Raw genomic sequence first — 24,433 nt, forward strand, 5'->3', positions numbered from 1 at the left:
ATTGGCGCACTGCGATACTCGACGAATGGCCATCATCGTTCGCGGCCTGACCGCGGCCGTGGCAACGACACTTGTTGCCGTGGGGACCTCTACTCCCGCCAGCGCGCTCGGTCCGCCACCGGACGGCATGTACACGGTCACCGAAGCCGGTGTGCCCACCGCCACGTGGAAAATCTCGGCTCTGTGCGATGCACCGTCGAGGCAGCGCGCCATCCCGGACTTCACCGATCCCGTCATCGCCGCGGACCTCTGTGCGCTCAATGTGACCAGCACGACGGCAAGGGCACCGATCAGCCGTGCCGACAAGATGGCCAACTTCACCGGCCGCGCCCGGTTGACCAGCGACCGATGGACCTTTCAAGTCAACAAAGACAACGGGGTGGCATGCCCTGACGGCAGCACCGCGCAATCGACGGACACCTACTCCTTCGACGATGTGGCACTGACTGGTACCCACACCACCATCCACGGCGACGTCTGCGGCCTGCAACCCGCGATGACCAAGACGCCGTTCACGTTGGCGTTTCAGGGCGCCCTGCCAGCACCGGTCGACCGTTATCCGTTGGACTGCAATGAGATCGGGCAGTGTCGCTAAGCCCGGCTCCCACTTACCGCGCCCCGCAATCTGTCTCGTCGCCGGGCGGCCGTTGACGCTGAGCCGGTCAGATAGGCTGGATGTAATTGATCAGCCATGTGCCGTCGAGGCGCTGGTAATCGACGCGCACCCGACTGCCTTGATACACCGGCTCTTTCGAGTTCGACTCCTGGCTCGACTTCGAGTTATCGGTCCAGATCGAGTTGATGTATACCAGCACCGACGCTGAATTCCGTTGGGCCGACATCACTCCGACGGCGGTGACGTCGACCTGGCTGACCACTTGTCTTTTTCGGGCCTCCGGAATGATGTCCTTCTCGACCTGTCTCTTGAACGCTTGACGGTAGGCGGGCGTCAGCCGCGGGTACACATCGTCCATGCTGCGCTCGACGGTCTGGTAGTCGTATCCGAGCACCTGGGGAATCACCTTGGCGGCCAACGGCGGAAGGGCGGCACGAGCCGCTTGCTCACCACGAGTCTCGACCCGCTCCCAGTACAGAAACCCGCCGAGCGCAGCCAAGCCGACGAAAGCGGTTATCAGCAGGCTCGTTACGGCAGCGATCACCCACCGCATCAATTGCCCCCGTTTGGGTACTTCAAGTCGTCACCGGTCATGCGGCCGCTCTCGTCTTCGTGCACGATCACCCGCATCCGGTAGGCCTCGGAGGGTTTGTTGACGCCATCCCGGCTCGTCACCGTGACGCGAAAAGCCACCAGCACCGATGCGTTGTCGCTGACATTGTCGATGCTTTCCAACGCGGCGCCGTTGAGCACCGCCTCCGAGGTCGAATCGGTGTGACGAAACAGCGCCTTGAGGTTGTCGGCATTGGAGCTGAGCATGCCCCGCAACGGCCCGCTGGTGTTGTCGACGATCCGTCCCACCGTTTGGTCAATGTTGTCCTGGTTGTAGCTGAACATGTTGAGCACCAATTGCGTGGCGGTGTCGACGAAGCGCTGAGCCCGGGCCTGGGCCGCATCGGCCTGACGCTGCTGATACACCTCGAAGCCGACACCGCCGGCCAGCGCTGCGATCCCGATCAGGATGGCTGTCAGGCCAGTCCAGGCAACGCGCCGGCTGTTGGCCGGCCTTCGCGGCGGCGGACCCAGCGGCGCGTTGGGACGTGTTGGTGCCGGAGGAGCTGTCTCGAGCCGGATCGTGGTGGCCGCCGCTTCGCCGCCGTGCGGACCGGCAGCGCGCGAAGCTCGCCGCCGCTGGGGTCGCCTCGACGACTCCTCTTCGGTCACAACTGCCTCGGGTCACGCATCAGATCCACCCAGTTCTCCGCGGTCGATACCTTGCCGGGCGCGAAGATACCAGTGCCGCCTGCGGGGTCCTGAAAAGCGCCGGTGGCGTCGTCGTAGGTGGTGTACGCCGTGCCGTTGGCTTGCGGCACCGGTCCGGGCGGTGGACCCCACGGCTTCTCGGCCGGCGGGTACGGCGCTCCCGGCAGCCCGACCGGTGGCGGCGGCGCGGGAACGGCCTTCGGGAAGGGGATCTGTGGATTCTGCGGCGGGTAGGGCGCCGGCGGAATCCAGGCCTGCCGGCCGTCCGTCCCGCCGGTGTTGGGCGGCGGCGGCGTCGGGAATGGCTGGTGCGGCGCCGGGCCCGGACCCTCGATCACGCCGGGCGGAAGCGGCCCGGCGACCGGCGTACCCGGATCGGGATCGTTGCCGGGCGGGATGTAGGGATACTTGTTGGGCGGCAAAATGTTCAGCCCGTTGGTCATCGGTGTCCCGTACGGGATCGGTGGCCCGCGCCACGGGTTGGTGCCAATCGGCACGTACCCCTTGGGGTCACGGCACAACGCGACGGTCGGGGCCCGCTTGCCGGGGAATTCCTGGCAGGGATAGTTGCGCGCACCACGAACCGCGGCCGGATCGTTCTGCGCGGTCTTGCAGTACATGTCGGTAGGCAGTTCACGCAGCGTCTCATCCGCCGGTGTCCGAATCAACGGTGACGGAACGAATCCCGTGGTGCAGGGCGGCGGGTCGATGTTGACCTTGAAGTCGAGCTTGGCACCCTCGTCCTGGGGTTCACCATTGGCCGCGGTGATGATCGCCGCGAAGAGCGCGGGCAATACAACCAACAGTTGCTCGATAGATTTGTGATAGATCACGCCGACCCGGCCAAGGTTGGCCAGGTTGGCCGCCAGCATCGGGAACGACGGCCGGATGCCGGAGAATGCCGTGTTGGCCTGGTCCACCGCCGGCGGCACGACCGTCAGCAACATGCGCAGTTGTGGATCAGCTTGGCGGACTTCGGAAGTGAAGCGCGCCAGCCCGTCGGACAACGACCTGATGTCGCTGCCGGAGCGGATCTGGGCCTGGAGGAACGGGCCGACCTGGTCGATGAGTTGCGAAGTGTGCGGGAACTCCGCATTGGCCATCTCGACAAGCTGTCGGGATGACTCGAACAGCCGGGCCAGCTCGGGCCCGGAGCCGTTGAATGCCTGGAAAGTCTCGTGCAGCAGTTCGCGCAGGCGGGTGTCGGCGACGCTGTTGACCAGCGTCTCGGACTGGTGCAACAAGGTAGCGATGTCCACCCCGATCGAGGTGTTAGCGCGGCCGATGCGAGACCCGTTGTGCAGCTTGGACGTTGCCGCATGCGCGGGAGGCACCAGATCGATGTACTGCTCACCGATCGCCGACACGCTCTTGACCGTGGCGGTGACGTTCGACGGGACTGCGGTGCCGCTGTTCAATCGCATCACCGCGTCCACGCCGTCTCCTGAGAGGCCGACGGAGTCGACGCGGCCAACCTCGACTCCGCGGTAGGTGACGTTGGCGTTCTTGTAGAGACCGCCGCCCGCGACGAAGTTCGCGGTTACCCGATAGGTGCCGATGCCCAGTGCGGCCGGCAGGCGGAGGTAGAAGATCGCCATGACGGCGACGGTGATCACCGTGACCACCGCGAAGATGGCCAGTTGGATGCGGGTGAGTCGGTCCAGCATCAGTTGTTCCCTGCTGGCGTGCCCGGCGGAATCTTGAACGGATCCGCGGCCTGTCCGGAAAGGTTGGCCATTTCACCGAGCAGGAAATCTGGCGGGTTGAGGATGTCCTTCATGTGCAGCATGTTCGGGTCAAGCGGCCACGAGGTGGTGAAGAACGTCTCGCCGAGCCGCCGGACGGTGAGGTCGAAAGTGGTGAACACGTTGAGGTAGTCGCCGCGCACTGCCTGTTTGATACCGAAGTTCGGGAAAGGGAATGTCAGCAGCAATTGCATCGACGTCAAGAAATTCTTCCGGTTGTCCGCCAGCGCTTTGGTGTTGGCGTAGATGTCCTTCATGTCGGCGGCAAAGTCGGTCTTCGTCTGCGACAGCACGTGGGCGGCGACGGTCGCCACTTTCCGGAGTGCGGCGAAGGCCTCGATGATCTTGTCGCGGTTCTTGTTGAGCACCCGCAGCGCTTCGGGAAGAGTCTCCAGCGTTCTTCCGAGGCTGTCCTTGTTGTCGGCCAGTATCGTCGAGAACCGGTCCAAGCCGTCGATCGCGGCGACTATGTCGTTGACCTGGTTGGTCAGCCCGGCCGTCAACTCCGACAGCCGCGGTACAAGATTGGTGAACTGACCTTCCCGACCGGCGACCGCCTGGTAGGTCTCGTCGGTAATCTCCTGCAGCGCACCCAGATTGCCCTTGTTGACCACGACCCCGAGCGCGGAGAACACTTCTTCGGTGGTCGGGAATCGACTGGTCCGCGCCTCCTGAATGGCCGACCCGTCGACCAATCTGCCCACCGGCGGCTGGTTGGGCGGCGCCGCCAATTCCACGTGCTGCGAACCGAGTAGCGAGGTCTGCGCCACCCGGGCGATCGCATTCGCCGGCAGCACCACGTTCTTGTCCAGCGCCAGCTTGACTGCGGCATAGAACGTTCCGTCGCTACGCTGCAACGCGTCGATGCCCGAGACGCTGCCGACGGTGACGTCGTCAACCATGACGGGCGAATTCTGCGGCAGGGTCGCCACATCGGCCAGATCGACGGTGATCGAATACGACCCCGAGCCATGCCCGGCGGTGCCGGGGAGCGCGACCGAGTTCAGCCCACCGAACTGACAGCCCGCCAGCAGGACGCTACCGGCCACCAACGCGCTGCCGCGCAACATGATTCGCTTCATCGACCGGCCCCCTGCTCGGCGGGCAGCGGCGACCCAGGAGGCGGGGGCGCTGGAGCCGGGCCCGGTCGCGGACCGAAGGGAATGTTTGCCGGCGCTGGCGTGCCCGGTGCTGCACCGTTCGGCGCCGTTTGGGGCATCATCAGCGCCTGCAGGTCCGTCGGCTTGGGCGGGTGAGCGCCCGGCGCCGGTATCCAGTGCAGGTCCGGAATCGGTGTCTGCGCCCTGGTTTGGGTTTCCGGGGTGTCGTAGATGATCTGGCCCTTATAGGCGGTGATCATGTTGAGCGGATGGAACATGAGCGGTGGATAGTTGAACGTCAACCGGCGCAGCGGCGGCCCGAGGCGCTCTCGGCAGATCTCGGCGCGCTTGTAGTACTCGGGTCCGGACAGGCCCGCCGCGGTGTCGAAGGAGCCGCCGCAGATGAACTGCACCGGGTTGGCGAACTCGGGAATCGAGATCAGGCCGTTCAGTGTTCCCTGCGCCGGGTCGTAGATGTTGTAGAAGTTCGAGATACCGGGGCCGGCGACGTGCAGAACCTGCTCGATGTCTTCGCTTTGGTCACTCAGCACCTGGGTCAGGTCGGTGAGCTTGTTCACCGTTCCGATCAGCGCCGAGTTGTTCTGTTGCAAAAAGCCTTTGACGTCGACTAAGGCCTGGTTCAAGGTGCCCAGGGTGTTGTCCAGGTGCGACGAACTCTTCGCCAGCACCTGCGATACCGAGGCAACGTGCCCGGCGAACGACACAATCTGTTCGTTGCTGGCCGACAGTGCATCCACCAGCACCTGCAAGTTCTTGACTGTACCGAAGATGTCGGTACGCGAATCACCTAACCGGCCGGCGGCCTGGGAGAGCTCACGCAATGCGGAATGGAAAGAATCACCGTTGCCGTTGAAGGTGTCCGCGGCTTGGTTGATCGCCTTACCCAGTGGGCCCTGCAGTTGACCGGCCGCGGGGCTGAGTTGCTTGGCCAGATCGGTCAGCGACTGCTTGACCTCGTCCCACTCCACCGGCACCGCGGTCTTGGCCAGCGGAATGCTGGCTCCGTCGGACATGGCCGGCCCGCTCGTGTAGGCGGGGGCAAGCTGAATAAACCGGGCCGCAACAAGATTGGGCGACATAATGACCGCACGCGCATCCGCGGGCACTTTGACGTCGCTGTCCAGCGACATCGTAATCTTGACGTCCTCGGCACGCGGCTCGATCGTCTCGATCGTGCCGACCGGCACACCGACGATACGGATTTGGTCGCCCGGGTATAGGCCGACCGCCGAGGTGAAGTAGCCGACGATCTTGTGACCGGCCCGCCCAGGCCACACCAGGTAGGCGCCCACGGCGAGCGAAAGGGCGAGCAGCACAGCAAGAGTCAGCCGCACGCCGCGGCGACGTTCATGCAGAGCGGTAGCCAAGGTCATGGTGACTGTGGCCTCAACTTCCACCGCTCCTGAACCATGCCGCGCAGGTAGTCCGCGAAGCTGGCCGGCAGCTTGCCGGGCTGGAAGACGGCGTCGAACACCATCCCGACGACGGGTGCCGGTATGACGCCGTAGACATTGACGTTGAAGCCAGGACCGGAAGCCACCACCTCACCGAGCGTCGTTGCGTAGGCCGGAAGGCGTTTCAGTGCTTCGCTGATGTAGTCGCGCCGCTCGTTGAGGTCGTCCAACACGGTATTGAGCTTGGTCAGCGCGGGGCCGAACTCTTTACGGTTGTCGGCGACGAAGCCGGACAGCTGTGCCGAAACGTCGTCGATGCCGGAGATCAATTCGGCCAGCGCGGCACGCCGCGCGTCTAGCGCGGAGAACAGTTGGTTGCCGTCGACGATCGACTTGTTGACCTGGCTGGCCCGCTCGGCCAACACCCCGGTCACCGATTTGGCATGCGCCAGAAGCTGATCCAGCGCCTCGTCGCGGCTGTTCAAGGTTCGTGATAGCGAGGTGATGCCGTCCAGCGCCCCGCGCAGTTGCGGGGTGGCGTCGTGCAGCGCGTCGGTGAGGACTTTCAGCGACGTCTCGAACTGCGCCTTGTCGAGTTCGCCGGCGTTGTGTCCCAAGTCCTCCAGGGCAGAGCCCAGCGTGTACGGAGTTGTCGTCCGGTTCAGCGGGATCGAGGTGGCGATGCCTGTGCCGGCCGGGGTTATCGCCACCGCGCGCTGACCGAGAATCGTCTCGGTCCGGATAGCCGCCAGCGAGCTGTTCCCTACATTGATGTGCCGATCAACGGTGAACGCCACCTTGGCGGTGTCGCCCGCGAGCGTAACCGCTTGCACCTTGCCGACTTTGATGCCGGACACGTACACGTCGTTGCCGGGGTTGATCCCACCGGCGTCGGCGAAGTAGGCGGTGTACGGCCGGCCCTGCGGCCAGAACGGCAACGAGGAGTAGCCGAACGCGACCAGAACGACGCACACCACGAGGACTACCCCGAAGATGCCGGTGCGGAGTGGGTCGCGGTCGCGGCGGTGGGTGCTACTTGTTGACAAAAGCGCACCTGCCTTTGCTCGGGTCGACCTGGCCACCCATCGGGATCAAGATGTCGCTACCGGCCGGACCGTTGATCTTCAGCGACACCGTGCAGAAGTAAATGTTGAAGTAGGCACCGTAGGCGCCGAGCGCGGACAGCCGGAGGTAATCTTCGCCGAGTTGCTCGATGTCGTTGTTGACCTCGGGTAGCCGGTCGTTGACTTCAGCTGCGATCGGGCGCAAGTTCTCGATGGTGCCCTGCAGTGGCCGGCGCGAATGCTTCAGCAAGTCAGTCAGATCCGACGTGGTGGTGGCAAGCGGCTGGATCGCCCCGGCAATGGCGTCGCGCCCCTGGGCCAGTCCGGTGATCAGTTTCTGCAACTGGTCTATCGCGTCGTTGAACTGGGCCCCCTTGGCGTCGACGGTGGCCAGCACGGAGTTGAGGTTTGTGATCACGTCACCGATGGCGCGATCGCGCGCCCCGAGCGTCGAACCAAACGCGTTGGTGTTGGCCAGCAAACTGGACAGCGCGCCGCCCTGGCCTTGCAGCAGGTCGATCACGTAGCTGCTGATCGTGTTGATCTTGTCGGCGTCCAACCCCTTGAGCACCGGACGCAAGCCGCCGAGCAGCGCGTCCAGGTCGAGCGCGGGCGCGGTGTGCCGTTGGTCGATGGTTCCGCCTGGTGGTAGCTTCCGTAAATCCCCAGGCCCCGAAGCAATTTCGAGGAAGCGATCACCCACCAGGTTGTCATAACGGATCAGTGCTCGCGTCGACGTGTACAGCGTGTAGCGCTTGTCGACCGTGAATTCCACGTCGACAGTGTTGTTGCGGTTGAGCTTGACTGCCTTGACCGCGCCGACCGGCACTCCGGCAATCCGGACCTTCTGGTTGCCCTTGAGCCTAGTGGCGTCGATGAAGTTGGCGTGGTAGGTGTTCGACGGTCCGAAGCGGAACTCCCCGAACGTCACGACCAAGCCGAGTGCCACCAGCAGCATGGTGGCGGTGAAAATGCCGACCTTGATCATGATCGAGCGCTGGGATTGGTAGCTGTCCATCAGAAGTCGTCCCGTTCGGCGAACGCGCCGTGGAACAGCCACTGCAGCGTCGACGGGGCGTCCACTTGCAGCTCGGTGAACGGCTCATAGGGAATGTTCGCGTTGTCGGTCACCAGGAAGGGCGCGCGATACCACGACCCATTGGTCTGTTTGGTCGGAAGGTCCGGCAGCCCACGACAGTTCGGACCACCTGACGCGTTGACTCTGGGCAGACTCTCCGGGTAGGTGTACGTCGGCGCTCCGAGGATGAAGCTCGATGAGGTGAACAGCCCGGCCTTGCGAACCCCGAGGATGGGGGCGAATTCTTTGATGCCTCGGTCGATTGCGCCGAACAGGCAGCCGAATTCTGGTGAGTAGTCGGCCGCGACTTTCAGCGGCGCACGGAGTCGCTTGATCGCGTCGATCAAGTCTTGCTCGGCCGGAGCCAACGTGTCATAAGCGTTGTTGGACAAGCCGATTGCCGAGAGCAGGCTGGTGTTGAGGTTGGTCTGCTGGTCCACGACCGTCCTCGCGATCGTGGGTGTGTTGTTGAAGACGGTGACCAGGTCGGGTGCCGCATCGGCGTAGATGTTGGCGACGGCCGCGGTTTTGCGGAAGTCCTGCTGCAGGGTGGGCAGCTTTGGATTGAGTTGCTGCGAAAGCGTGTTCAGACCGGCCAGCACGCCTCCCAGGTCGCGGCCGTGCCCACGCAGCCCCTCGGCCAATGCGCCCAGCGTCCCGTTCAGCTCGACGGGATCGATCTTTTGCAGCAATCCGATCAGTGACTGGAAGAGCGTGTTCACCTCGAGCGAGACCGCCGAGACCGCTAGGTGTGAACCTGGCCGCAGAGCCGCAGGCGAGGGATCCTTCGGGGGGATGAACTCGACCGACTTGGCTCCGAAAACGGTGCTGCTGGCGATGTGCACGGCGGCGTTGGATGGAATGTAGTGCAGCTCACCGCCGTCGATGGCCAGGCGCAGCTGCGCCTGTTCACCCGCGTAGCTGATGTCGTCCACCTTGCCGATCTGGATGCCGCGATACTTCACCTTGTTGCCGCGGTCCATCTCGAGGCCTGCGCGCGGCGCGGTGAGAGTGACCGTGTCAGTCGGCGAGAAAGCCGCCGTGTAGGACAAGTAGGTCAGCACGGCGAATCCCACCAACAGAGAGGCCAGCAGCGCCGCTGCCAGCCTGACGTGAGTGCGGTGTGCACCGGTGCCTGCCACTGTCCCCCTTATCCGGAGAGGTTGAAATTACCGGACGCGCCGTAAACCGCCAGCGAGATGAACAACGTAATGACGACGACCACGATCAGCGACGTACGGACGGCCTGGCCGACGGCAAGGCCGACTCCCACCGGGCCGCCAGATGCGTTGTAGCCGTAGTACGTATGGATCAGCATGACTCCGATCGACATCACGATGGCCTGCAGGAACGACCACAGCAGATCCGTCGGGATCAGGAAGGTGCTGAAGTAGTGGTCGTACAGACCGGCCGACTGCCCGTTGATGAAGACCGTGGTGGAGCGTGCGGCGAAGAAAGAAGCAAGCACCGCAAGCGAATACAGCGGGACGATCGCGATCAGCCCAGCGATGAGTCGGGTCGACACCAGATACGACACCGAGTGCACGGCCATCGACTCGATCGCATCGATCTCCTCGGCAACACGCATCGCGCCCAACTGCGCCGTAGTTCCGGCTCCGATGGTGGCGGCCAACGCAATCCCGGCGACCACGGGCGCGACAATACGGACATTCAGAAACGCGGACAAGAATCCGGTGAGCGCCTCGATGCCGATGTTGCCCAACGATTCGTAGCCCTGCACCGCGATGACACCACCCGAGGCGAGCGTCAAAAAGGCTGCGACACCGACTGTCCCACCGATCAGAACCAATGCGCCGGTGCCCATGGTCATCTCCGCGATCAACCGGATCGTCTCTTTGCGGTAGCGAGTGAGCGCGTTCGGGATGTAGCGCATCGATTCGCCGTAGAACAGCGCCTGTTCACCGAAATTGTCGAGCGGCCCGGCGAATCGGTGAAAGAAGCGGCGAATGCGCAGTGTGGCGTCGTAACTCATCGGCGCCTTACCGGGCCAGCACTCGAACGCCGATGGCCGTCATAATCACGTTGATGACGAACAGGCAGATGAAGGCGTAGACGACGGTCTCGTTGACCGCGACCCCGACGCCTTTGGGACCCCCCTTGACCGTCAGCCCGCGGTAGCAGCCGACCAAACCGGCCACCACACCGAACAGCAAGGCCTTGACTTCCGAAAGCACCAGTTCGCCCAAGTGCGTCAGCACGGTCAGCCCGTTGACGAACGCGCCAGGATTGACGCCCTGCAGCAGCACCGAGAACACGTAGCCACCGGCGATGCCGATCGCCGAAACCAGACCATTGAGAAGCAGCGCCACGAACGTCGACGCCAGCACCCTGGGGACCACCAATCGGTGGATCGGATCGATGCCCAGCACCCGCATCGCGTCGATCTCCTCGCGAATGGTGCGCGCACCGAGGTCGGCACAGATCGCCGTCGCACCCGCACCGGCGACCACCAACACGGTCACGACGGGTCCGAGCTGGGTGATGGTGCCGAACGCGGTGCCGGCACCCGACAGATCGGCGGCGCCGATCTCACGAAGCAGGATGTTGAGCGTGAAGGCCACCAGGACCGTGAAAGGGATGGCGACCAACAGCGTCGGGATCAACGACACCCGGGCGATCATCCACGTCTGGTCGAGGAACTCACGGAACTGGAATGGACGCTGAAATGCCTTGCGAAAAGTCTCCAGCGACATCTCGACGAAACCGCCCACGGCCCGAGCCGGAACCGCAAGCTGTTCGATCACTTGGTTCCCTTCTCGCGCGGGTGTCTCCACCTTCGGACCGAAGGCCTTGTGTCCCCGGTCGCGCGGCCTTAGCTTGTTGCTGAGCTGCCGGCGCTCCGCGTGAGCCGGCCAATCGTAACTAGAACAGGTTCGGAGTGTCAAAGATCGGTAAAATTAGACAAAAGTAAGTAATTTGCCAGGTCAGAGCCGTTGTGACCTAGACCATGCTGAAACGTGTTCTAGTTGATTCTGAACCGATATCGAGGTGTTGTGACGCGGCGCGTCAGTCCACCAATCCGCGGGCTCCGAACGTCAGCGCCGAGTCCCGATCGGCGAAGTAGCCGCGCAGCGCGGAGCTGAGGCCTTCGGGATCCCAAGCCTGTGCCTCGGCGGTGAAGCGCCGTTCGACAGTGGGCGCCGCCATCAAGGTGACCTGCGGGCCGTACACGACGAAAACCTGGCCGTTGACGGCGTCCGCGGCCGGCGACGCCAGGAATCGCACCAGCGTCACCACATGCTCGGGCGACAACGGATCGACACCGCCCTCGCCGACCTCCGGTGCCTCGCCGAAGACGTCGGCGGTCATCGCGGTACGGGCCCGCGGCGCGATCGCGTTCGCGCACACGCCGTACTTGCCCAACGCCCGCGCCGCCGTCAACGTCAGCGCGATGATCCCGGCCTTGGCGGCACCGTAGTTCGCCTGCCCGACCGGACCGACCAGCCCCGCCTCCGACGAGGTGTTGATGATGCGTCCGTAGACCGAACCCCCCGAGGTCGCTGCGTCCTTCGCCTTCGAGCGCCAGTAGGTCGCGGCGTTACGCGTCAACAGGAAGTGGCCGCGCAAGTGCACGGCGACCACCGCATCCCATTCCTCGTCGGACATGTTGAACAGCATCCGGTCGCGCGTGATCCCGGCGTTGTTGACGACGATGCTCAGACCGCCCAATTCGTCTGCGGCGGTGATCAATTCGTCGGCGGTCTGCCGCTGGCTGATGTCACCGTCGACGGCCACGGCTTTGGACCCCGCGCTGGTGATCTCGTCGATCACGTCGGAAGCGTCCAACGCCGTCTTGATGTCGTTCACGACGACGGTGGCGCCGGCGCGGGCCAGGCCGATGGCCTCCGCGCGCCCGAGCCCCGCTGCCGCGCCGGTGACGACCGCGACCTTGCCGGACAGGTCGATCGCGTTCGTACCAGCCGCCGGGTTATTGGGCGTAGTCAATTTATGAATACCTCTAGTCTTCTCGTATCAAGGCGGCGCGGGGGCACTCGGCGATCGACTGCTCCGCCGCAGCCTCCAAGTCGGCTGGCACCGGGTCGACCTTCACCACTGCGTAATCCTCGTCGTCGAGGTCGAAGATATCCGGCGCGATTCCCAAGCACACCGCATTGCCTTCACACCTGTCGCGGTCGACTTTCACCCGCACGACGTTCCTCCTTAGACACTGGCCTGGACTGTGGCCTCCAAACGGTATGCCCACCATACGACCAGTCCGGGCAGCGTCCAGAGGAACGGTCGCTGGACCCTCAGACTAGAACGTGTTACAACCTGGGAAGCGAATGGGTAGCCGACAATGACTGGAGGGCGGCCGGAATGCGCATCAGTTACACCCCGGAGCAGGAGGAGTTGCGCCGCGAGCTGCGCTCCTACTTCACCAAGCTGATGACCCCCGAGCGCCGTGAGGCGCTGAGTTCCACCTCGGGTGAGGTCGGCGAGGGCAACGTCTACCGCGAGACCGTCAAGCAGATGGGCACAGACGGCTGGCTCACGCTGAACTGGCCCAAGGAATACGGCGGCCAAGACCGCTCCCCGATGGACTCGCTGATCTTTACCGACGAGGCCGCGATCGCCGGGGCGCCGGTGCCGTTCCTGACCATCAACAGCGTCGCGCCGACGATCATGCACTTCGGTTCCGAGGAACAGAAGAAGTTCTTCCTGCCGCGCATTGCCAAGGGCGACCTGCACTTCTCGATCGGTTACTCCGAGCCGGGCGCCGGCACCGATCTGGCCAACCTGCGCACCACCGCGGTGCGCGACGGCGACGACTATGTGGTCAACGGGCAGAAGATGTGGACCAGCTTGATCGCGTACGCCGACTACGTTTGGCTGGCGGTCCGCACGAATACCGAAGCCAAGAAACACCGCGGGATTTCGATGCTGATCGTCCCGACTAGCTCCGAAGGCTTCTCGTGGACGCCGGTGCAAACGATGGCGGGTGTGGACACCAGTGCCACCTATTACCAAGACGTCCGCGTGCCGGTGGCCAATCTGGTCGGCGAGGAGAATGCCGGTTGGAAGCTGGTGACCAACCAGCTCAACCACGAGCGCGTCGCGCTGGTGTCACCCATGCCGATCATCATGGCGCTCAACCAGGTTCGCGAGTGGGCGCAGAACACGAAGGACCACACGGGTGCTCGGCTCATCGACTCGGAGTGGGTGCAGCTCAATCTGGCTCGCGTGCACGCCAAGGTCGAGGTCCTCAAGCTGATCAACTGGGAGCTGGCCTCCTCGGAATCGGCCACCCCCTCACCGGCCGACGCCTCCGCGGCCAAGGTCTTCGGTACCGAGCTGGCCACCGAGGCCTACCGGTTGCTGATGGAAGTGCTGGGCACCGCGGCGACCGTGCGGCAGGATTCCCCCGGCGCGCTGCTGCGCGGTCGGGTCGAGCGGATGCACCGCGCCTGTTTGATCCTGACATTCGGCGGCGGCACCAACGAGGTGCAGCGTGACATCATCGGCATGGTGGCACTCGGCTTGCCGCGAGCCAACCGTTAACGAAAGCTGGTCGTTTCATGGACTTCTCGACAACCGAAGCCGCACAAGATCTCGGCGGCCTGGTCACCACCATCGTCGACGCGGTGTGCACGCCTGAGCACCAGCGCAAGCTCGACGGGCTCGAGCAGCGGTTCGACCGCGACCTGTGGGCCAAGCTGGCCGACGCCGACGTCCTGTCGACCGCCGCGCCGGAATCGTTGGGCGGCGGTGGTTTCGGTGTACTGGAAGAGGTCGCCGTGCTGGTCGGCCTCGGGCGACAGTTGGCGGCAGTCCCCTACCTCGAGTCGGTGGTACTGGCTGCGGGCGCACTGGCACGCTTCGGCCCTAGTGAACTCCAGCAAGAGTGGGGCGTTCCCGCGGTCAGCGGCGCGAAGATTCTCGCAGTCGCGCTAGACGGGGAGATGGGTGACGCACCGGTTCAAGCCACGTCGTCGGGCGACGGCTACAAGCTGACCGGCACCCGCACCCAGATCGCCTTCGGTCCGGTGGCCGACGCCTTCGTCGTACCCGCCGAAACCGACTCCGGTACATCGGTTTTCTTGGTCACCGCCGACGACCCGGGGGTCACGGTGACAGCCTTGAACACCACCGGACTGGGCAGTGTCGGACATCTCCGAATGGACGGCGTCGAAGTCTCGGGCGGACGCGTAATCGGTGACAACGAGGTCGTGAGCTGGCTCAAGACGCTTCGGACGCTGGGCAATAGCGCATTTCAGCTCGGTGTGCTCGAACGCGGACTGCAGATGACTGCCGAGTACGCCCGCGAGCGCGAGCAGTTCGACCGTCCGATCGGCAGCTTCCAGGCGGTCGGACAGCGACTCGCGGACGGCTACATCGACGTCAAGGGTCTGCGACTCACGTTGACGCAGGCGGCGTGGCGACTCAGCGAGGACCTGCCCGCCGACACCGAAGTGGCGACCGCGGCGTTCTGGGCGGCCGACGCCGGACACCGCGTTGCGCATAGCATCGTGCACGTTCACGGTGGGGTCGGTATCGACACCGACCACCCGGTGCACCGATACTTCTTGGCGGCCAAGCAGACCGAGTTCGCGGTAGGCAGCGCGACTGGGCAACTGCTCAAGATCGGCCGCGAGCTGGCGGACACGCCCGCCTAGCCCGTGCGTCCGACGACGATGCGGCCCGGGCAGGGCCAGTGACCGAAGCGCTACCGACTGTCGCCGATCTGCTGGCACCGCTGGCCGACGTCGAAGACCGGGGCGTCTACTTCGAGGATTCGTTCGTCAGCTGGCGCGACCATCTTCGGCAGGGCGCCGCGGTCGCATCGGCTTTGCGCGCGCGGCTCGACCCGAGCAGGCCGCCGCATGTCGGTGTGCTGCTGGAGAACACCCCGTTCTTCTCGTCGATCTTGGTAGCCGCCGGGATGACGGGAATAGTCCCGGTGGGCCTCAACCCGGTGCGCCGCGGCACAGCACTTGTGCGCGACATCGCGCACGGCGACTGCCAACTGGTGCTGGCGGACGCGAAATCGGCGGTGACACTGGGCGATATCGAGCACGTCAACGTCGACTCCGCGGAATGGGCGGCCGAGGTGTCTGCGCACGGCGCCGAGGTCCAATTCCGGGCGGCCTCACCCGACGACTTGTTCATGCTCATCTTCACGTCGGGGACCAGCGGCAATCCCAAGGCGGTGATGTGCAGCCACGGCAAAGTGGCGATCGCCGGCGTGACGATGTCCGAGCGGTTCGGCCTCGGGACGTCCGACGTCTGCTACGCGTCGATGCCGCTCTTTCACTCCAACGCGGTGCTGGTCGGCTGGGCCGTGGCCCTGGCATGCCGTGGCTCGATGGTGTTGCGGCGCAAGTTCTCCGCATCAGGCTTTCTACCGGACGTCCGTCGCTACGGCGCCACGTACGCCAACTACGTGGGCAAGCCGCTGTCGTACGTGCTCGCCACACCGGAGCATCCGGACGACGCGGACAATCCGCTGCGGGCGGTGTACGGCAACGAAGGGGCGCCGGCCGACATTGAGCGCTTCGGCGCGCGATTCGGATGTCGGGTAATCGATGGATTCGGGTCGACCGAGGGTGGGATCGCCATCGGTCGCACGCCCGACACACCCGCCGGGGCGCTGGGCCCGCTGCCCGACGAGGTCCGGATCATCGACGTCGACACCGGGGAGCCTTGTCCGCCCGGCGTGGTCGGCGAACTGGTAAACGTCGCCGGCGCAGGCCGATTCGAGGGTTACTACAACGATCCGGAAGCCAACGAACAGCGGATGGCCGGCGGCATGTACCACAGCGGCGACCTCGCCTACCGTGACGAAGCCGGCTACGCCTACTTCGCCGGTCGATTGGGCGATTGGCTGCGGGTCGACGGTGAAAACCTGGGCACGGCGCCGATCGAACGGGTGCTGGCCCGGCATCCTGACGTCACCGAGGTAGCTGTGTACGCGGTCCCGGACCCCACCGTCGGTGACCAGGTGATGGCCGCCCTGGTGCTGGCATCCGGTGTCGAGTTCGACGCGGACAAGTTCCGAGCGTTTCTCGCCGAGCAAACCGACCTCGGTCCGAAACAATGGCCGTCGTATGTCCGACTCAGTTCGAATCTTCCGAAGACCGCGACGTTCAAGGTGCTCAAGCGGCAGCTCACCGCGGAGGGTCTGGAATGCGGCGATCCGGTAGTCCCCATCCCTCGGTGAATGCCTTGTCATTTCAGGAATTCTCGCGCTCTCTCGACGCGGACGTCGGGGTCGCGATCGCGTCGGCGGGCGGAACCGCGGAGTCATTCGGCGGGTGGGTGTCGGGTGTCGCATGGTCGACGGTCAAAGTGCCGCTGGCTGTCGCGGCCCTGCGTGCCCGCGTGGAGGGCCCCGTCGCCGAAGCGATCATCCACTCCGATAACCCCGCCGCCGAGGAGCTTTGGTCTCGGTTGGGCGGCGACGCCGCTCAGCTTGTCCAGACCGTGATCCGCCAGGCGGGTGACAACGCGACCGTCGTCGAATCTCGCCGATTACGAGCCGAATACACTCCGTTTGGTCAAACCCGGTGGACATTGGCCGACCAGGCTCGGTTCGCCGCCGGGCTCGCGCAGGTTGTTGACGCGGTGCCGGTCGTGGAGCTGATGGGTCACCTGTGCGAAGAGCACAGCTGGGGTCTGGCCGCGAAAGGTTATGCGGCTAAAGGGGGCTGGGGTCCGGGCTTGAGGGGCGAGTATCTGGTCCGCCAGTTTGCGATCGTGCCGCGCAGTTCGGGAACGCTCGGCGTGGCACTGGCAGCTGAGACACGCAGCGGCGACTACGAAACCGGCGTCGAGGTCGTCGACGCACTCGCCGAATGGGTGGTCACCCGATTAACCCAGCAGTGACGGGACGACGGCGTCGATCAGGTGCGGCCCGGGCTCGACGAACGCCGCACGAAGTGCGTCGGCGAATTCCTCGACGGTGGTGGCGCGCCGCGCCGGTACACCCATACCTTCGGCGATCCTGACGAAATCAATTGTGGGCCGGGATAAGTCGAGGAGATCCCGAGCCTTGGGTCCAGGCGCCGCGCCGACACCGACCCGCTGCAGCTCGAGCCGTAGGATGTCGTACGCGCCGTTGTTGTAGATAACGGTGGTGATGTTCAGGTTTTCCCGGGCCTGGGTCCAGAGCCCCGAAATCGTATACATCGCAGAGCCATCCGACTCCAGGGAGAGCACGGGTCGATCGGGTGCGGCCACCGCGGCACCGACTGCCGCGGGGATCCCGTAGCCGATGGCACCGCCGGTCAGGGTGAGCCAGTCGTGTGCGGGCGCACCCGCGGTCGCCGCCGCCAGCGGCACACTCGATGTGTTCGATTCGTCGACGACGATCGAGTTTTCGGGCATCAGTGCACCGACCACGTCGGCTACCGTCGCCGCGGTCAGTGGACCGTTCGGTAGCTGTGGGCGCGAAAGTCCCGCCACTGTGGCTTCGGTGCCGGGCGCCAGGTCGTCGGCCAGGGCTGCCAATGCCGCCGCAGCGCCGTGCGGGCCGGACAGCACATGTACTTCGCAGCCCTCCGGCACCAGATCGCTGGGCTTGTCAGGGTAGGCGAAAAACGACACCGGTGACGCGGCACCGGCCAGGATCAGATGCTTGGTCCCCACGAGCTGGGCAACGACTGCCTCGGCGAAATACGGGATCCGATCGACGGCGGGGACACCGGCGCCGCGCTCCAGCCGAGCCGGGAATGTCTCGCAGTACCAACGGCTCCCGGTCGCCTCAGCGATCCGGGCGCCCGCAGCCAGACCGATCCCACGCGTGGCGTCGCCGCCGATCAGTAGCACGGTGGGCTCGCCAGAACGCAGGACAGCGGCGGCCGCTTCGACAGCGTCGGCCTCGATTTCCGCGGGCCCGGGCCGGTGCGCCGACCGTTGCCCTAATTGAGCGCCAGCGGTCCAGGACGTGTCGGCTGGCAGAATCAGCGTCGAGATTTGTTGATGGGCAACGGCTTCTGCGACCGCCCGCGCGGCATCGGCCGCTACGTCAGCGGTGTCACCCGTCCGGCGCACCCACCCGGAGACGCTTCCGGCCAGCGCGTCGATATCGGATTCCAACGGAGCGTCGTACTTCTTGTGATAGGTGGCGTGGTCGCCGACCACGACGACCATCGGCACCCGGGCCCGCCGAGCGTTGTGCAGGTTGGCCAAGCCATTGCCCAGGCCCGGCCCCAGGTGCAGCAGTACGGCGGCCGGTCGGCCGGAGATGCGGGCGTAGCCGTCGGCGGCGCCGGTCGCGATGCCCTCGAAAAGGGTCAACACGCCGCGCATCCGGGCAACGGAGTCCAAAGCCGCGACGAAGTGCATTTCGGACGTGCCGGGGTTGGCGAAACATACGTCGACTCCGGCGTCGGCCAACGTGTTGATCAGAACCTGTGCGCCATTCACGCTTCGACTCTAGAGATGGAGAAGGACCTCGCACGAAGGGCGTGCGAGGTCCTTCCCTGCCGGTGGTGGGTCGGCAGGCTTGGGTAGGGCGCCGGAACCCCCCGATAAACGGCGCCCCGCCCAATCCACTCGTGCTGTGTTCGTCACCGATCCGGCCGGCTGAGTTTTGTCAGCCAGCGATAAGATAACGTGGTTCAGCCTCAAGCACGACGCGAATCCTGAACTTTTTGTTCTCCGAAGGAATTTGCCCCTGTATTCTTCGCGTCAAAATCGGCAATTCAGAAGCGGATTCTGGAAACCCGAAGGTTTGCGCACCTCAGCCCGGCGCGAACGGGTAGCTAGCTGGAAAATTCAGCGCACTCATAAATGCTGTCCCATTGGCGGACTGGCCGCGCGGTTAACATCAATACGGGCTTTCAATCCGCCGATTCAGATTTCGATTCCGGTGATCGGATGCTCGGCTCAGAGCGCCAAAGCCGATTGCGCGCACGCCCCCGCGCGTTGTGCGTGTCCGCCACCGAACAGCACGACGTGAGCAAGCAGCGCGAAGAGCTGGTGTAGTCCGATGCGGTGACGCCAGCCGGGTCGCAGCGGGTGCGCGCGCTGATAGCCGTCGACGATCGCGTCGTAGTGCGGGCATCCGAACAGGGCGAGCATCGCCAAGTCGTTTTCCCGGTGGCCGCCATGAGCAGCTGGGTCGATGAGCACCACGCCGGCGGGTGTCCACATGACGTTGCCGCCCCACAGGTCGCCGTGCAATCGAGCCGGAGCGTCGCCGTCGTCGAAATCGCCTGCTCGACAACGCGCCACCACTTCGTCGACGGCAGCACGGGTGGACGAGGAAAGCTGCGGCGCCGCCATCGCCGCCATCGGGACCAGTCGCTCGTCGGCATAGAACGTGCCCCAAACCGGGTGTGGCCGTAGCGACATCGGCAATGGCTGGGTCAGCGGACCGAAGAAGCCGGGCCCCTCCCATCCGTCCGGGCCGGCGCCGAACCCGGCTGCCCCGGCGTCATGCATAGCCGCCAGCCGGCCACCGAATTCGATGGCGGCGTCCCGACTAGGTTGCACCGACTCCAGCCGTCGTAACGTCAGGCTGGTGGCGTCTACCGCGACTACCGGCACACACGGCACACCGCCGTTGGCCGCCGAAAGCCAGCGCAGCCCGGCGGCCTCACACTCGAAGAAGCCAGCCGGCGCTTCGGAATGGCTCTTGACGAAGTCGGTCAAGCCGTCACGTGGGCGGCGTGCACGTCGTCGGCCGGACGCAACTCTGTCTGCTCCTTGGCCCACCGGTAGTCCGGCTTGCCGGCCGGCGACCGCTTGACCTCGTCGACAAGCCAAAGGCTGCGCGGCACTTTGTATCCCGCGATTTCGGCCCGAACGAAGGAGTCCAAATCCGAGAGCGCGGGCCGCGCGCCCGGCCGTGGCTGCACGACCGCGGCGACATGTTGACCGTAGCGCGGGTCGGGCACACCGACGACCAGCGCATCGAAGACGTCGGGGTGCCCCTTGAGTGCGGCCTCGACCTCCTCGGGGTAGATCTTCTCCCCGCCGCTGTTGATCGAGACCGAGCCGCGACCGAGCATCGTGACCGTGCCGTCTTCTTCGACGGTGGCGAAGTCGCCCGGGATCGCGTAGCGCACGCCGTTGATGGTCTTGAACGTCTCGGCGGTCTTTTTCTCGTCCTTGTAGTAGCCGACGGGAATGTTGCCCTTCTTGGCGATGAAGCCACGGACGCCGGAGCCCGGCTTGACCTCGTTGCCGTCGTCATCGAGGACGACGGTCCGGTGGTCGATCGTCACGCGCGGGCCGCCGCTGTGCGGGGCGTCTTTGGCGACAATGCTGGTACCGCCAAAACCAGTCTCCGAGGAGCCAATCGAGTCGGTGATGACCCGGTTGGGCAGCAACTCGAGGAACTTCTCCTTGATACTCGGCGAGAACAGCGCCGCCGTCGATGCGAGCAGGAACAGCGACGATAGGTCGTATTCGTTCCCTTTCTCCTGATGAGCCAGCAGCGCGTCCAGCAGCGGCCGAGCCATTGCGTCACCGGTGAAGAACAGCAGGTTCACCTTGTGGTCGTGGATCGTGCGCCACACCTCGTCGGCGTTGAATTCCGGTGCGAGAACGGTGGTTTGACCCGAGAAAATCGACATCCAGGTAGCCGACTGGGTAGCCCCGTGGATCATCGGCGGAATCGGGTGGCGAACCATCGGCGGGTTGGCTGCCGCACCCTTGGCCAGGTCGTACTCGTCTTTGACGAATTCACCTGTGGCAAAGTCGGTTCCACCGAACAGCACCCGGTAGATATCTTCGTGGCGCCACATCACGCCCTTCGGAAAGCCGGTTGTGCCACCGGTGTACAGCAGGTAGATGTCGTCGGCGCTGCGCGGCCCGAAGTCACGCTCGGGCGAGCTGTCGGCGATCGCGGAGTAGAACTCGACGCCGCCGTAGGTTGTGTAGTCCGCATCGCTGCCGTCCTCGACCACCAGAATCGTCTTCACGTTCGGGGTGTCGGGCAGCACGTTGGCGACGCGCTCGGAGTACTGCCGCTCGTGTACCAACGCGACCATGTCGGAGTTCTCGAACAGGTATCGCAGTTCGGCCTCGACGTAGCGATAGTTGATGTTGACCAGGATGGCGCCCGCCTTGACGATGCCGACCATCGCGATGACGATCTCGATGCGGTTGCGGCAATACAGCCCGACCTTGTCGTCCTTCTTCACACCCTGCTCCTGCAGGTAGTGCGCGAAGCGGTTGGCCTTCTCTTCGAGTTGGGCGTAGGTCAGTTGCTCCGCACCGCAGATCAGCGCTACGCGGTCAGGGACGGCATCGATGGCGTGCTCCGCCAAGTCGGCAATATTTAGGGCCACGGACCCTAAATTAGAACGTGTTACATTTCCTGACAAGTTCCAGGCCGCAAAGCAGGAAGGCGATCACCCGTGAGCGAGTCCAAAACCGAGCCCGATGCCCTCATTGAGCAGCGCGGACACACCCTGATCCTGACCTTGAACCGGCCCGAGGCCCGCAACGCACTTTCCACCGAGATGCTCTCGATCATGGTCGAGGCCTGGGATCGCGTGGACACCGATCCCGACATTCGCTGCTGCATCCTGACCGGTGCCGGCGGCTACTTTTGCGCGGGCATGGACCTCAAGGCCGCGACCGCCCGGCCGCCGGGTGACTCGTTCAAAGACGGCAGCTACGACCCGTCGCGTATTGACGCCCTGCTCAAGGGACGGCGGCTGACCAAGCCGCTGATCGCCGCCGTCGAGGGTCCGGCCATCGCCGGCGGGACCGAAATCCTGCAGGGCACCGACATCCGCATCGCCGGCGAGAGCGCGAAGTTCGGCATCTCCGAAGCCAAGTGGAGCCTGTACCCGATGGGCGGCTCGGCGGTACGACTGGTGCGGCAGATTCCTTACACGATCGCCGCCGACTTGCTGTTGACCGGACGGCACATCACCGCCGCGGAGGCGCTGTCGTACGGGCTGATCGGCTACGTGGTTCCCGACGGCACGGCGCTGGACAAGGCGCTGGAGATCGCCGACGTAATCGCCAACAATGGCCCGCTGGCGGTGCAGGCCATCCTGCGGTCGATCCGCGAGACCGAGGGTTTGCACGAGAACGACGCGTTCAAGATCGACACGCAGCTGGGCATCAGCGTGTTCCTGTCCGAGGACGCGAAGGAAGGCCCGTTGGCATTCAAGGAGAAGCGCGCCCCGCAGTTCAAGAACCGCTGAGGCGTCTTTTGCCGAGCGCCCGGCTGGACGGGCGCTCGACGCGCTTAGCTCAACAGCGGCGCCGTCGGCGTGAACACCATCGGCATCGACTCCAGGCCGCTGACGAAGTTGGCTGGGCGCAAGGGCAATCCGTCGCTCTCGTCAGCCAGCCGCAGATCGGGCAGACGCTCCAGCACCCGCTCGGTCATCAGACGCAGTTCCAACCGGGCCAACTGATTACCCAGACAGAAATGCGTGCCGAAGCCGAAAGCAACGTGGCTGTTGGGGTCTCGCCGCATGTCGAAGGTGTCGGCGTTGTCGAACACCGACTCGTCGAAGTTCGCCGACTCGAACAGCAGCATGATCTTTTCGCCCTGCTTCAGCTCAGTGCCGTGAAATTCGGTGTCCGCAGTCAACGTTCGGCACATGTTCTTCACCGGTGAGGTCCAGCGCAGCATCTCCTCGATCGCGCCGGGCAGCAGCGACCGGTCGGCGCGCAGCGCATCCCACTGATCGCGGTGCCGTACCAATTGCTCGGTCCCGCCGGACAGCGTGTGCCGCGTCGTTTCGTCACCGCCGATCAGAATGAGCAGGGTCTCCATCACGATCTCGTCGTCGCTCATCCGCTGGCCCTCGACTTCCGAGTTCACCAGGATCGAGAAGAGGTCGTCGGTCGGCTCGGCGCGGCGCTTGGCGATGATGCCCATCGTGAATTCGGTGTAGGCCGCAAAGGCATTCAGCACCGTCTGGAACTCCGGGCCGGTCGGGTCGATGTGTGAGCTCAGCCCGGTCACCAGGTCGTCCGACCACTGCAACAGCATGCCGCGCTCCTCGGGCAGCACGCCCAGCATGTCGCCGATGACCGCCATCGGCAGTGGTGCGGCGATGTCGCGGACGAAGTCACATTCCCCGCGTTCGCAGACGGCATCGATCAAGGTGTCACACAACCGGCCGATCGACGGCTCCTTCTCGGTAACACGCTTGCGGGTGAAGCCGGCGTTGACCAGCTTGCGGCGCACCAGGTGTGACGGGTCGTCCATGTCGATCATGTACGGCATACCAGGCTGATCCGGTCGAATGCCGCCGGTGTTGGAGAACAGTTCCGGGTTGCGCTCGGCGTCGATGATCGCTTGGTAGGTCGTCGCACCGGCCAGGCCGTTGCGGTCGCGGAACACCGGCTGGTTGGCCCGCATCCACCGGTATGCCTCGCGCGAAGCCTCGCGGTCGGCGTAGAAGTTGCCGTCCGCCAGGTCGATGTTCACGATCGTGGACGGGATGGTTGACGTCATGAGATCTCCTGCGCGTCGCCGAATGTCATACGTACGTGGTCAGCAGAGCTGGATAGCATCGCGCGCTTCGGAAGGCCCAGCGACGCAAGTTCTTTCGCGTATGGATGATCGCCCAGTCGGACACGAACTCCGCCGAATCGAGTGCGCACACCGTCAAGCGTGTGTTCAAAGCGCGTCTCACGGGTGACGCCGTCGCGATGCGAATAGCTGCGCTGCTCTTGATGGCGCGGAGTCAACCGGATCGGCAGGCCGCGTCGAAAATCCATACCCACGGCGAACTGCCCGTCGACGCGCAGGTCGAAAGTGAAGTGGCGGTCGTCTCGAATGGTGAAGTCCGCCATCACCTTCGGGTAGCCCCAGATCTTGGTTCCCGCTTCCAAGGTGAACTCCTGGTCCACCGGCAGATGATGAATGAACGCGCCCGCCGACCGCAACGCGCCGGGCCCACTCGCATCCGACCCCGGCTGGTTGACCATGATGCTGGTCCCGAATTCGTAGTACTGCCCCAGGTCGCCGTCGACGTAGTGCATCAACATCAGGACCGCGACCGCGCGCCCGGGCAGATAGCGGCAGACCTGCAAGCCGCTGTAGTCGATCAACGCTTGCGCGGCTTCGGCGTCCACCGAGAACATGGCCATGTGCTGGGTCGCCTTACGGATCTGCACCGGCATGGTGATCACCGTGCCCGCGATAGTGTGCTGCGAGGCTGTCATCCGGCCTAATCTAGAACCCGTTCTAGATGACCGCAAGCACCG

General features: G+C 64.7%; 23 protein-coding genes. 6 read left to right on the forward strand and 17 right to left on the reverse strand.

Going from position 1 to position 24,433, the window contains the following annotated elements:
- Nucleotides 1–25 precede the first annotated feature (25 nt).
- Entirely contained in the window at nt 26–595 is a 570-nt protein-coding gene (locus MKK62_RS05465) for a hypothetical protein (RefSeq protein ID WP_240262012.1), read from the forward strand.
- Nucleotides 596–662: 67 nt separating this feature from the next.
- On the opposite strand, the gene MKK62_RS05470 is transcribed toward MKK62_RS05465, so the two are convergent.
- The 12 genes from MKK62_RS05470 to MKK62_RS05525 all read right to left on the reverse strand — a co-directional run bounded on the left by MKK62_RS05470 (nt 663) and on the right by MKK62_RS05525 (nt 12,452).
- On the reverse strand, nt 663–1,169 hold the full coding sequence (locus MKK62_RS05470) for an Rv1363c family protein (protein WP_240262011.1): 507 nt from the start codon (nt 1,167–1,169) through the stop codon (nt 663–665).
- The gene (locus MKK62_RS05475; RefSeq protein ID WP_240262010.1) at nt 1,169–1,840 is read right to left on the reverse strand and encodes an Rv1363c family protein; all 672 of its coding nucleotides are present in this window, start codon (nt 1,838–1,840) and stop codon (nt 1,169–1,171) included. Before MKK62_RS05475 ends, MKK62_RS05470 begins: the two co-directional genes overlap by 1 nt.
- On the reverse strand, nt 1,837–3,546 hold the full coding sequence (locus tag MKK62_RS05480) for an MCE family protein (RefSeq protein WP_240262009.1): 1,710 nt from the start codon (nt 3,544–3,546) through the stop codon (nt 1,837–1,839). Before MKK62_RS05480 ends, MKK62_RS05475 begins: the two co-directional genes overlap by 4 nt.
- Nucleotides 3,546–4,706 (reverse strand): MCE family protein, encoded by a 1,161-nt coding sequence (locus MKK62_RS05485; RefSeq protein ID WP_240262008.1) that lies wholly within the window; start codon nt 4,704–4,706, stop codon nt 3,546–3,548. Before MKK62_RS05485 ends, MKK62_RS05480 begins: the two co-directional genes overlap by 1 nt.
- Entirely contained in the window at nt 4,703–6,118 is a 1,416-nt protein-coding gene (locus tag MKK62_RS05490) for a virulence factor Mce family protein (RefSeq protein WP_240262007.1), read from the reverse strand. The genes MKK62_RS05485 and MKK62_RS05490 overlap by 4 nt, the downstream gene beginning before the upstream one ends.
- Nucleotides 6,115–7,185, reverse strand: a complete 1,071-nt coding sequence (locus tag MKK62_RS05495) for an MCE family protein (protein WP_240262006.1) — start codon at nt 7,183–7,185, stop codon at nt 6,115–6,117. Before MKK62_RS05495 ends, MKK62_RS05490 begins: the two co-directional genes overlap by 4 nt.
- Nucleotides 7,172–8,221 carry an MCE family protein gene (locus tag MKK62_RS05500; protein ID WP_240262005.1) on the reverse strand — a complete coding sequence of 350 codons (1,050 nt, stop codon included), beginning with the start codon at nt 8,219–8,221 and terminating at the stop codon, nt 7,172–7,174. Before MKK62_RS05500 ends, MKK62_RS05495 begins: the two co-directional genes overlap by 14 nt.
- A complete protein-coding gene (locus tag MKK62_RS05505; protein ID WP_240262004.1) occupies nt 8,221–9,423 on the reverse strand; it encodes an MCE family protein in 1,203 nt (400 codons plus the stop codon). Before MKK62_RS05505 ends, MKK62_RS05500 begins: the two co-directional genes overlap by 1 nt.
- Nucleotides 9,424–9,431: 8 nt before the next feature.
- On the reverse strand, nt 9,432–10,274 hold the full coding sequence (locus MKK62_RS05510) for an MlaE family ABC transporter permease (RefSeq protein ID WP_240262003.1): 843 nt from the start codon (nt 10,272–10,274) through the stop codon (nt 9,432–9,434).
- Nucleotides 10,275–10,281: 7 nt separating this feature from the next.
- Entirely contained in the window at nt 10,282–11,046 is a 765-nt protein-coding gene (locus MKK62_RS05515; protein ID WP_240262002.1) for an MlaE family ABC transporter permease, read from the reverse strand.
- A gap of 262 nt (nt 11,047–11,308) precedes the next feature.
- Nucleotides 11,309–12,256 (reverse strand): 3-oxoacyl-ACP reductase, encoded by a 948-nt coding sequence (locus tag MKK62_RS05520; RefSeq protein WP_434085074.1) that lies wholly within the window; start codon nt 12,254–12,256, stop codon nt 11,309–11,311.
- Nucleotides 12,257–12,260: 4 nt separating this feature from the next.
- The gene (locus MKK62_RS05525; RefSeq protein WP_240262000.1) at nt 12,261–12,452 is read right to left on the reverse strand and encodes a ferredoxin; all 192 of its coding nucleotides are present in this window, start codon (nt 12,450–12,452) and stop codon (nt 12,261–12,263) included.
- Between the two features lie 167 nt (nt 12,453–12,619).
- Between MKK62_RS05525 and MKK62_RS05530 the strand changes: the two genes are divergently transcribed.
- The 4 genes from MKK62_RS05530 to MKK62_RS05545 are packed head-to-tail and all read left to right on the forward strand — an operon-like array spanning nt 12,620 to nt 17,125.
- Entirely contained in the window at nt 12,620–13,801 is a 1,182-nt protein-coding gene (locus tag MKK62_RS05530) for an acyl-CoA dehydrogenase (protein ID WP_240261999.1), read from the forward strand.
- Nucleotides 13,802–13,818: 17 nt separating this feature from the next.
- On the forward strand, nt 13,819–14,916 hold the full coding sequence (locus MKK62_RS05535; protein WP_240261998.1) for an acyl-CoA dehydrogenase family protein: 1,098 nt from the start codon (nt 13,819–13,821) through the stop codon (nt 14,914–14,916).
- A gap of 38 nt (nt 14,917–14,954) precedes the next feature.
- The gene (gene fadD17 / locus MKK62_RS05540; protein ID WP_240261997.1) at nt 14,955–16,460 is read left to right on the forward strand and encodes a long-chain-fatty-acid--CoA ligase FadD17; all 1,506 of its coding nucleotides are present in this window, start codon (nt 14,955–14,957) and stop codon (nt 16,458–16,460) included.
- The gene (locus MKK62_RS05545) at nt 16,427–17,125 is read left to right on the forward strand and encodes a class A beta-lactamase-related serine hydrolase (RefSeq protein ID WP_240261996.1); all 699 of its coding nucleotides are present in this window, start codon (nt 16,427–16,429) and stop codon (nt 17,123–17,125) included. The genes fadD17 and MKK62_RS05545 overlap by 34 nt, the downstream gene beginning before the upstream one ends.
- On the opposite strand, the gene MKK62_RS05550 is transcribed toward MKK62_RS05545, so the two are convergent.
- The 3 genes from MKK62_RS05550 to MKK62_RS05560 all read right to left on the reverse strand — a co-directional run bounded on the left by MKK62_RS05550 (nt 17,111) and on the right by MKK62_RS05560 (nt 21,576).
- Complete coding sequence (locus MKK62_RS05550) at nt 17,111–18,667, reverse strand: acetolactate synthase large subunit (RefSeq protein ID WP_240261995.1); 1,557 nt, start codon at nt 18,665–18,667, stop codon at nt 17,111–17,113. The two genes, MKK62_RS05545 and MKK62_RS05550, sit on opposite strands and share 15 nt — an antisense overlap.
- Before the next feature lie 462 nt (nt 18,668–19,129).
- Nucleotides 19,130–19,897, reverse strand: coding sequence for a fructosamine kinase family protein (locus tag MKK62_RS05555; protein ID WP_240261994.1), 768 nt, complete (start codon nt 19,895–19,897; stop codon nt 19,130–19,132).
- Nucleotides 19,894–21,576, reverse strand: a complete 1,683-nt coding sequence (locus MKK62_RS05560) for an acyl-CoA synthetase (protein WP_240261993.1) — start codon at nt 21,574–21,576, stop codon at nt 19,894–19,896. The genes MKK62_RS05555 and MKK62_RS05560 overlap by 4 nt, the downstream gene beginning before the upstream one ends.
- A gap of 33 nt (nt 21,577–21,609) precedes the next feature.
- Between MKK62_RS05560 and MKK62_RS05565 the strand changes: the two genes are divergently transcribed.
- The gene (locus MKK62_RS05565) at nt 21,610–22,410 is read left to right on the forward strand and encodes a crotonase/enoyl-CoA hydratase family protein (RefSeq protein WP_240261992.1); all 801 of its coding nucleotides are present in this window, start codon (nt 21,610–21,612) and stop codon (nt 22,408–22,410) included.
- Nucleotides 22,411–22,454: 44 nt separating this feature from the next.
- Here MKK62_RS05565 and MKK62_RS05570 read toward each other — a convergent pair whose 3' ends face one another.
- Together MKK62_RS05570 and MKK62_RS05575 are read right to left on the reverse strand one after the other, a co-directional pair.
- Entirely contained in the window at nt 22,455–23,678 is a 1,224-nt protein-coding gene (locus tag MKK62_RS05570; RefSeq protein ID WP_240261991.1) for a cytochrome P450, read from the reverse strand.
- On the reverse strand, nt 23,675–24,391 hold the full coding sequence (locus MKK62_RS05575; protein WP_240261990.1) for an acetoacetate decarboxylase family protein: 717 nt from the start codon (nt 24,389–24,391) through the stop codon (nt 23,675–23,677). Before MKK62_RS05575 ends, MKK62_RS05570 begins: the two co-directional genes overlap by 4 nt.
- Nucleotides 24,392–24,433: the final 42 nt, after the last annotated feature.

It is taken from the genome of Mycobacterium paraterrae (assembly GCF_022430545.2).
Taxonomy (GTDB): Bacteria; Actinomycetota; Actinomycetes; order Mycobacteriales; family Mycobacteriaceae; genus Mycobacterium; species Mycobacterium paraterrae.

Bases quoted from the DNA above. Each gene is read 5' to 3' on its own strand.
- MKK62_RS05545 (WP_240261996.1), top strand. From the start codon at position 16,427: ATGCGGCGATCCGGTAGTCCCCATCCCTCGGTGAATGCCTTGTCATTT.
- MKK62_RS05575 (WP_240261990.1), bottom strand. From the start codon at position 24,391: ATGACAGCCTCGCAGCACACTATCGCGGGCACGGTGATCACCATGCCG.
- MKK62_RS05485 (WP_240262008.1), bottom strand. From the start codon at position 4,706: ATGAAGCGAATCATGTTGCGCGGCAGCGCGTTGGTGGCCGGTAGCGTC.
- MKK62_RS05470 (WP_240262011.1), bottom strand. From the start codon at position 1,169: ATGCGGTGGGTGATCGCTGCCGTAACGAGCCTGCTGATAACCGCTTTC.
- MKK62_RS05465 (WP_240262012.1), top strand. From the start codon at position 26: ATGGCCATCATCGTTCGCGGCCTGACCGCGGCCGTGGCAACGACACTT.
- MKK62_RS05490 (WP_240262007.1), bottom strand. From the start codon at position 6,118: ATGACCTTGGCTACCGCTCTGCATGAACGTCGCCGCGGCGTGCGGCTG.
- MKK62_RS05535 (WP_240261998.1), top strand. From the start codon at position 13,819: ATGGACTTCTCGACAACCGAAGCCGCACAAGATCTCGGCGGCCTGGTC.
- MKK62_RS05480 (WP_240262009.1), bottom strand. From the start codon at position 3,546: ATGCTGGACCGACTCACCCGCATCCAACTGGCCATCTTCGCGGTGGTC.
- MKK62_RS05570 (WP_240261991.1), bottom strand. From the start codon at position 23,678: ATGACGTCAACCATCCCGTCCACGATCGTGAACATCGACCTGGCGGAC.
- MKK62_RS05500 (WP_240262005.1), bottom strand. From the start codon at position 8,221: ATGGACAGCTACCAATCCCAGCGCTCGATCATGATCAAGGTCGGCATT.
- MKK62_RS05530 (WP_240261999.1), top strand. From the start codon at position 12,620: ATGCGCATCAGTTACACCCCGGAGCAGGAGGAGTTGCGCCGCGAGCTG.
- MKK62_RS05510 (WP_240262003.1), bottom strand. From the start codon at position 10,274: ATGAGTTACGACGCCACACTGCGCATTCGCCGCTTCTTTCACCGATTC.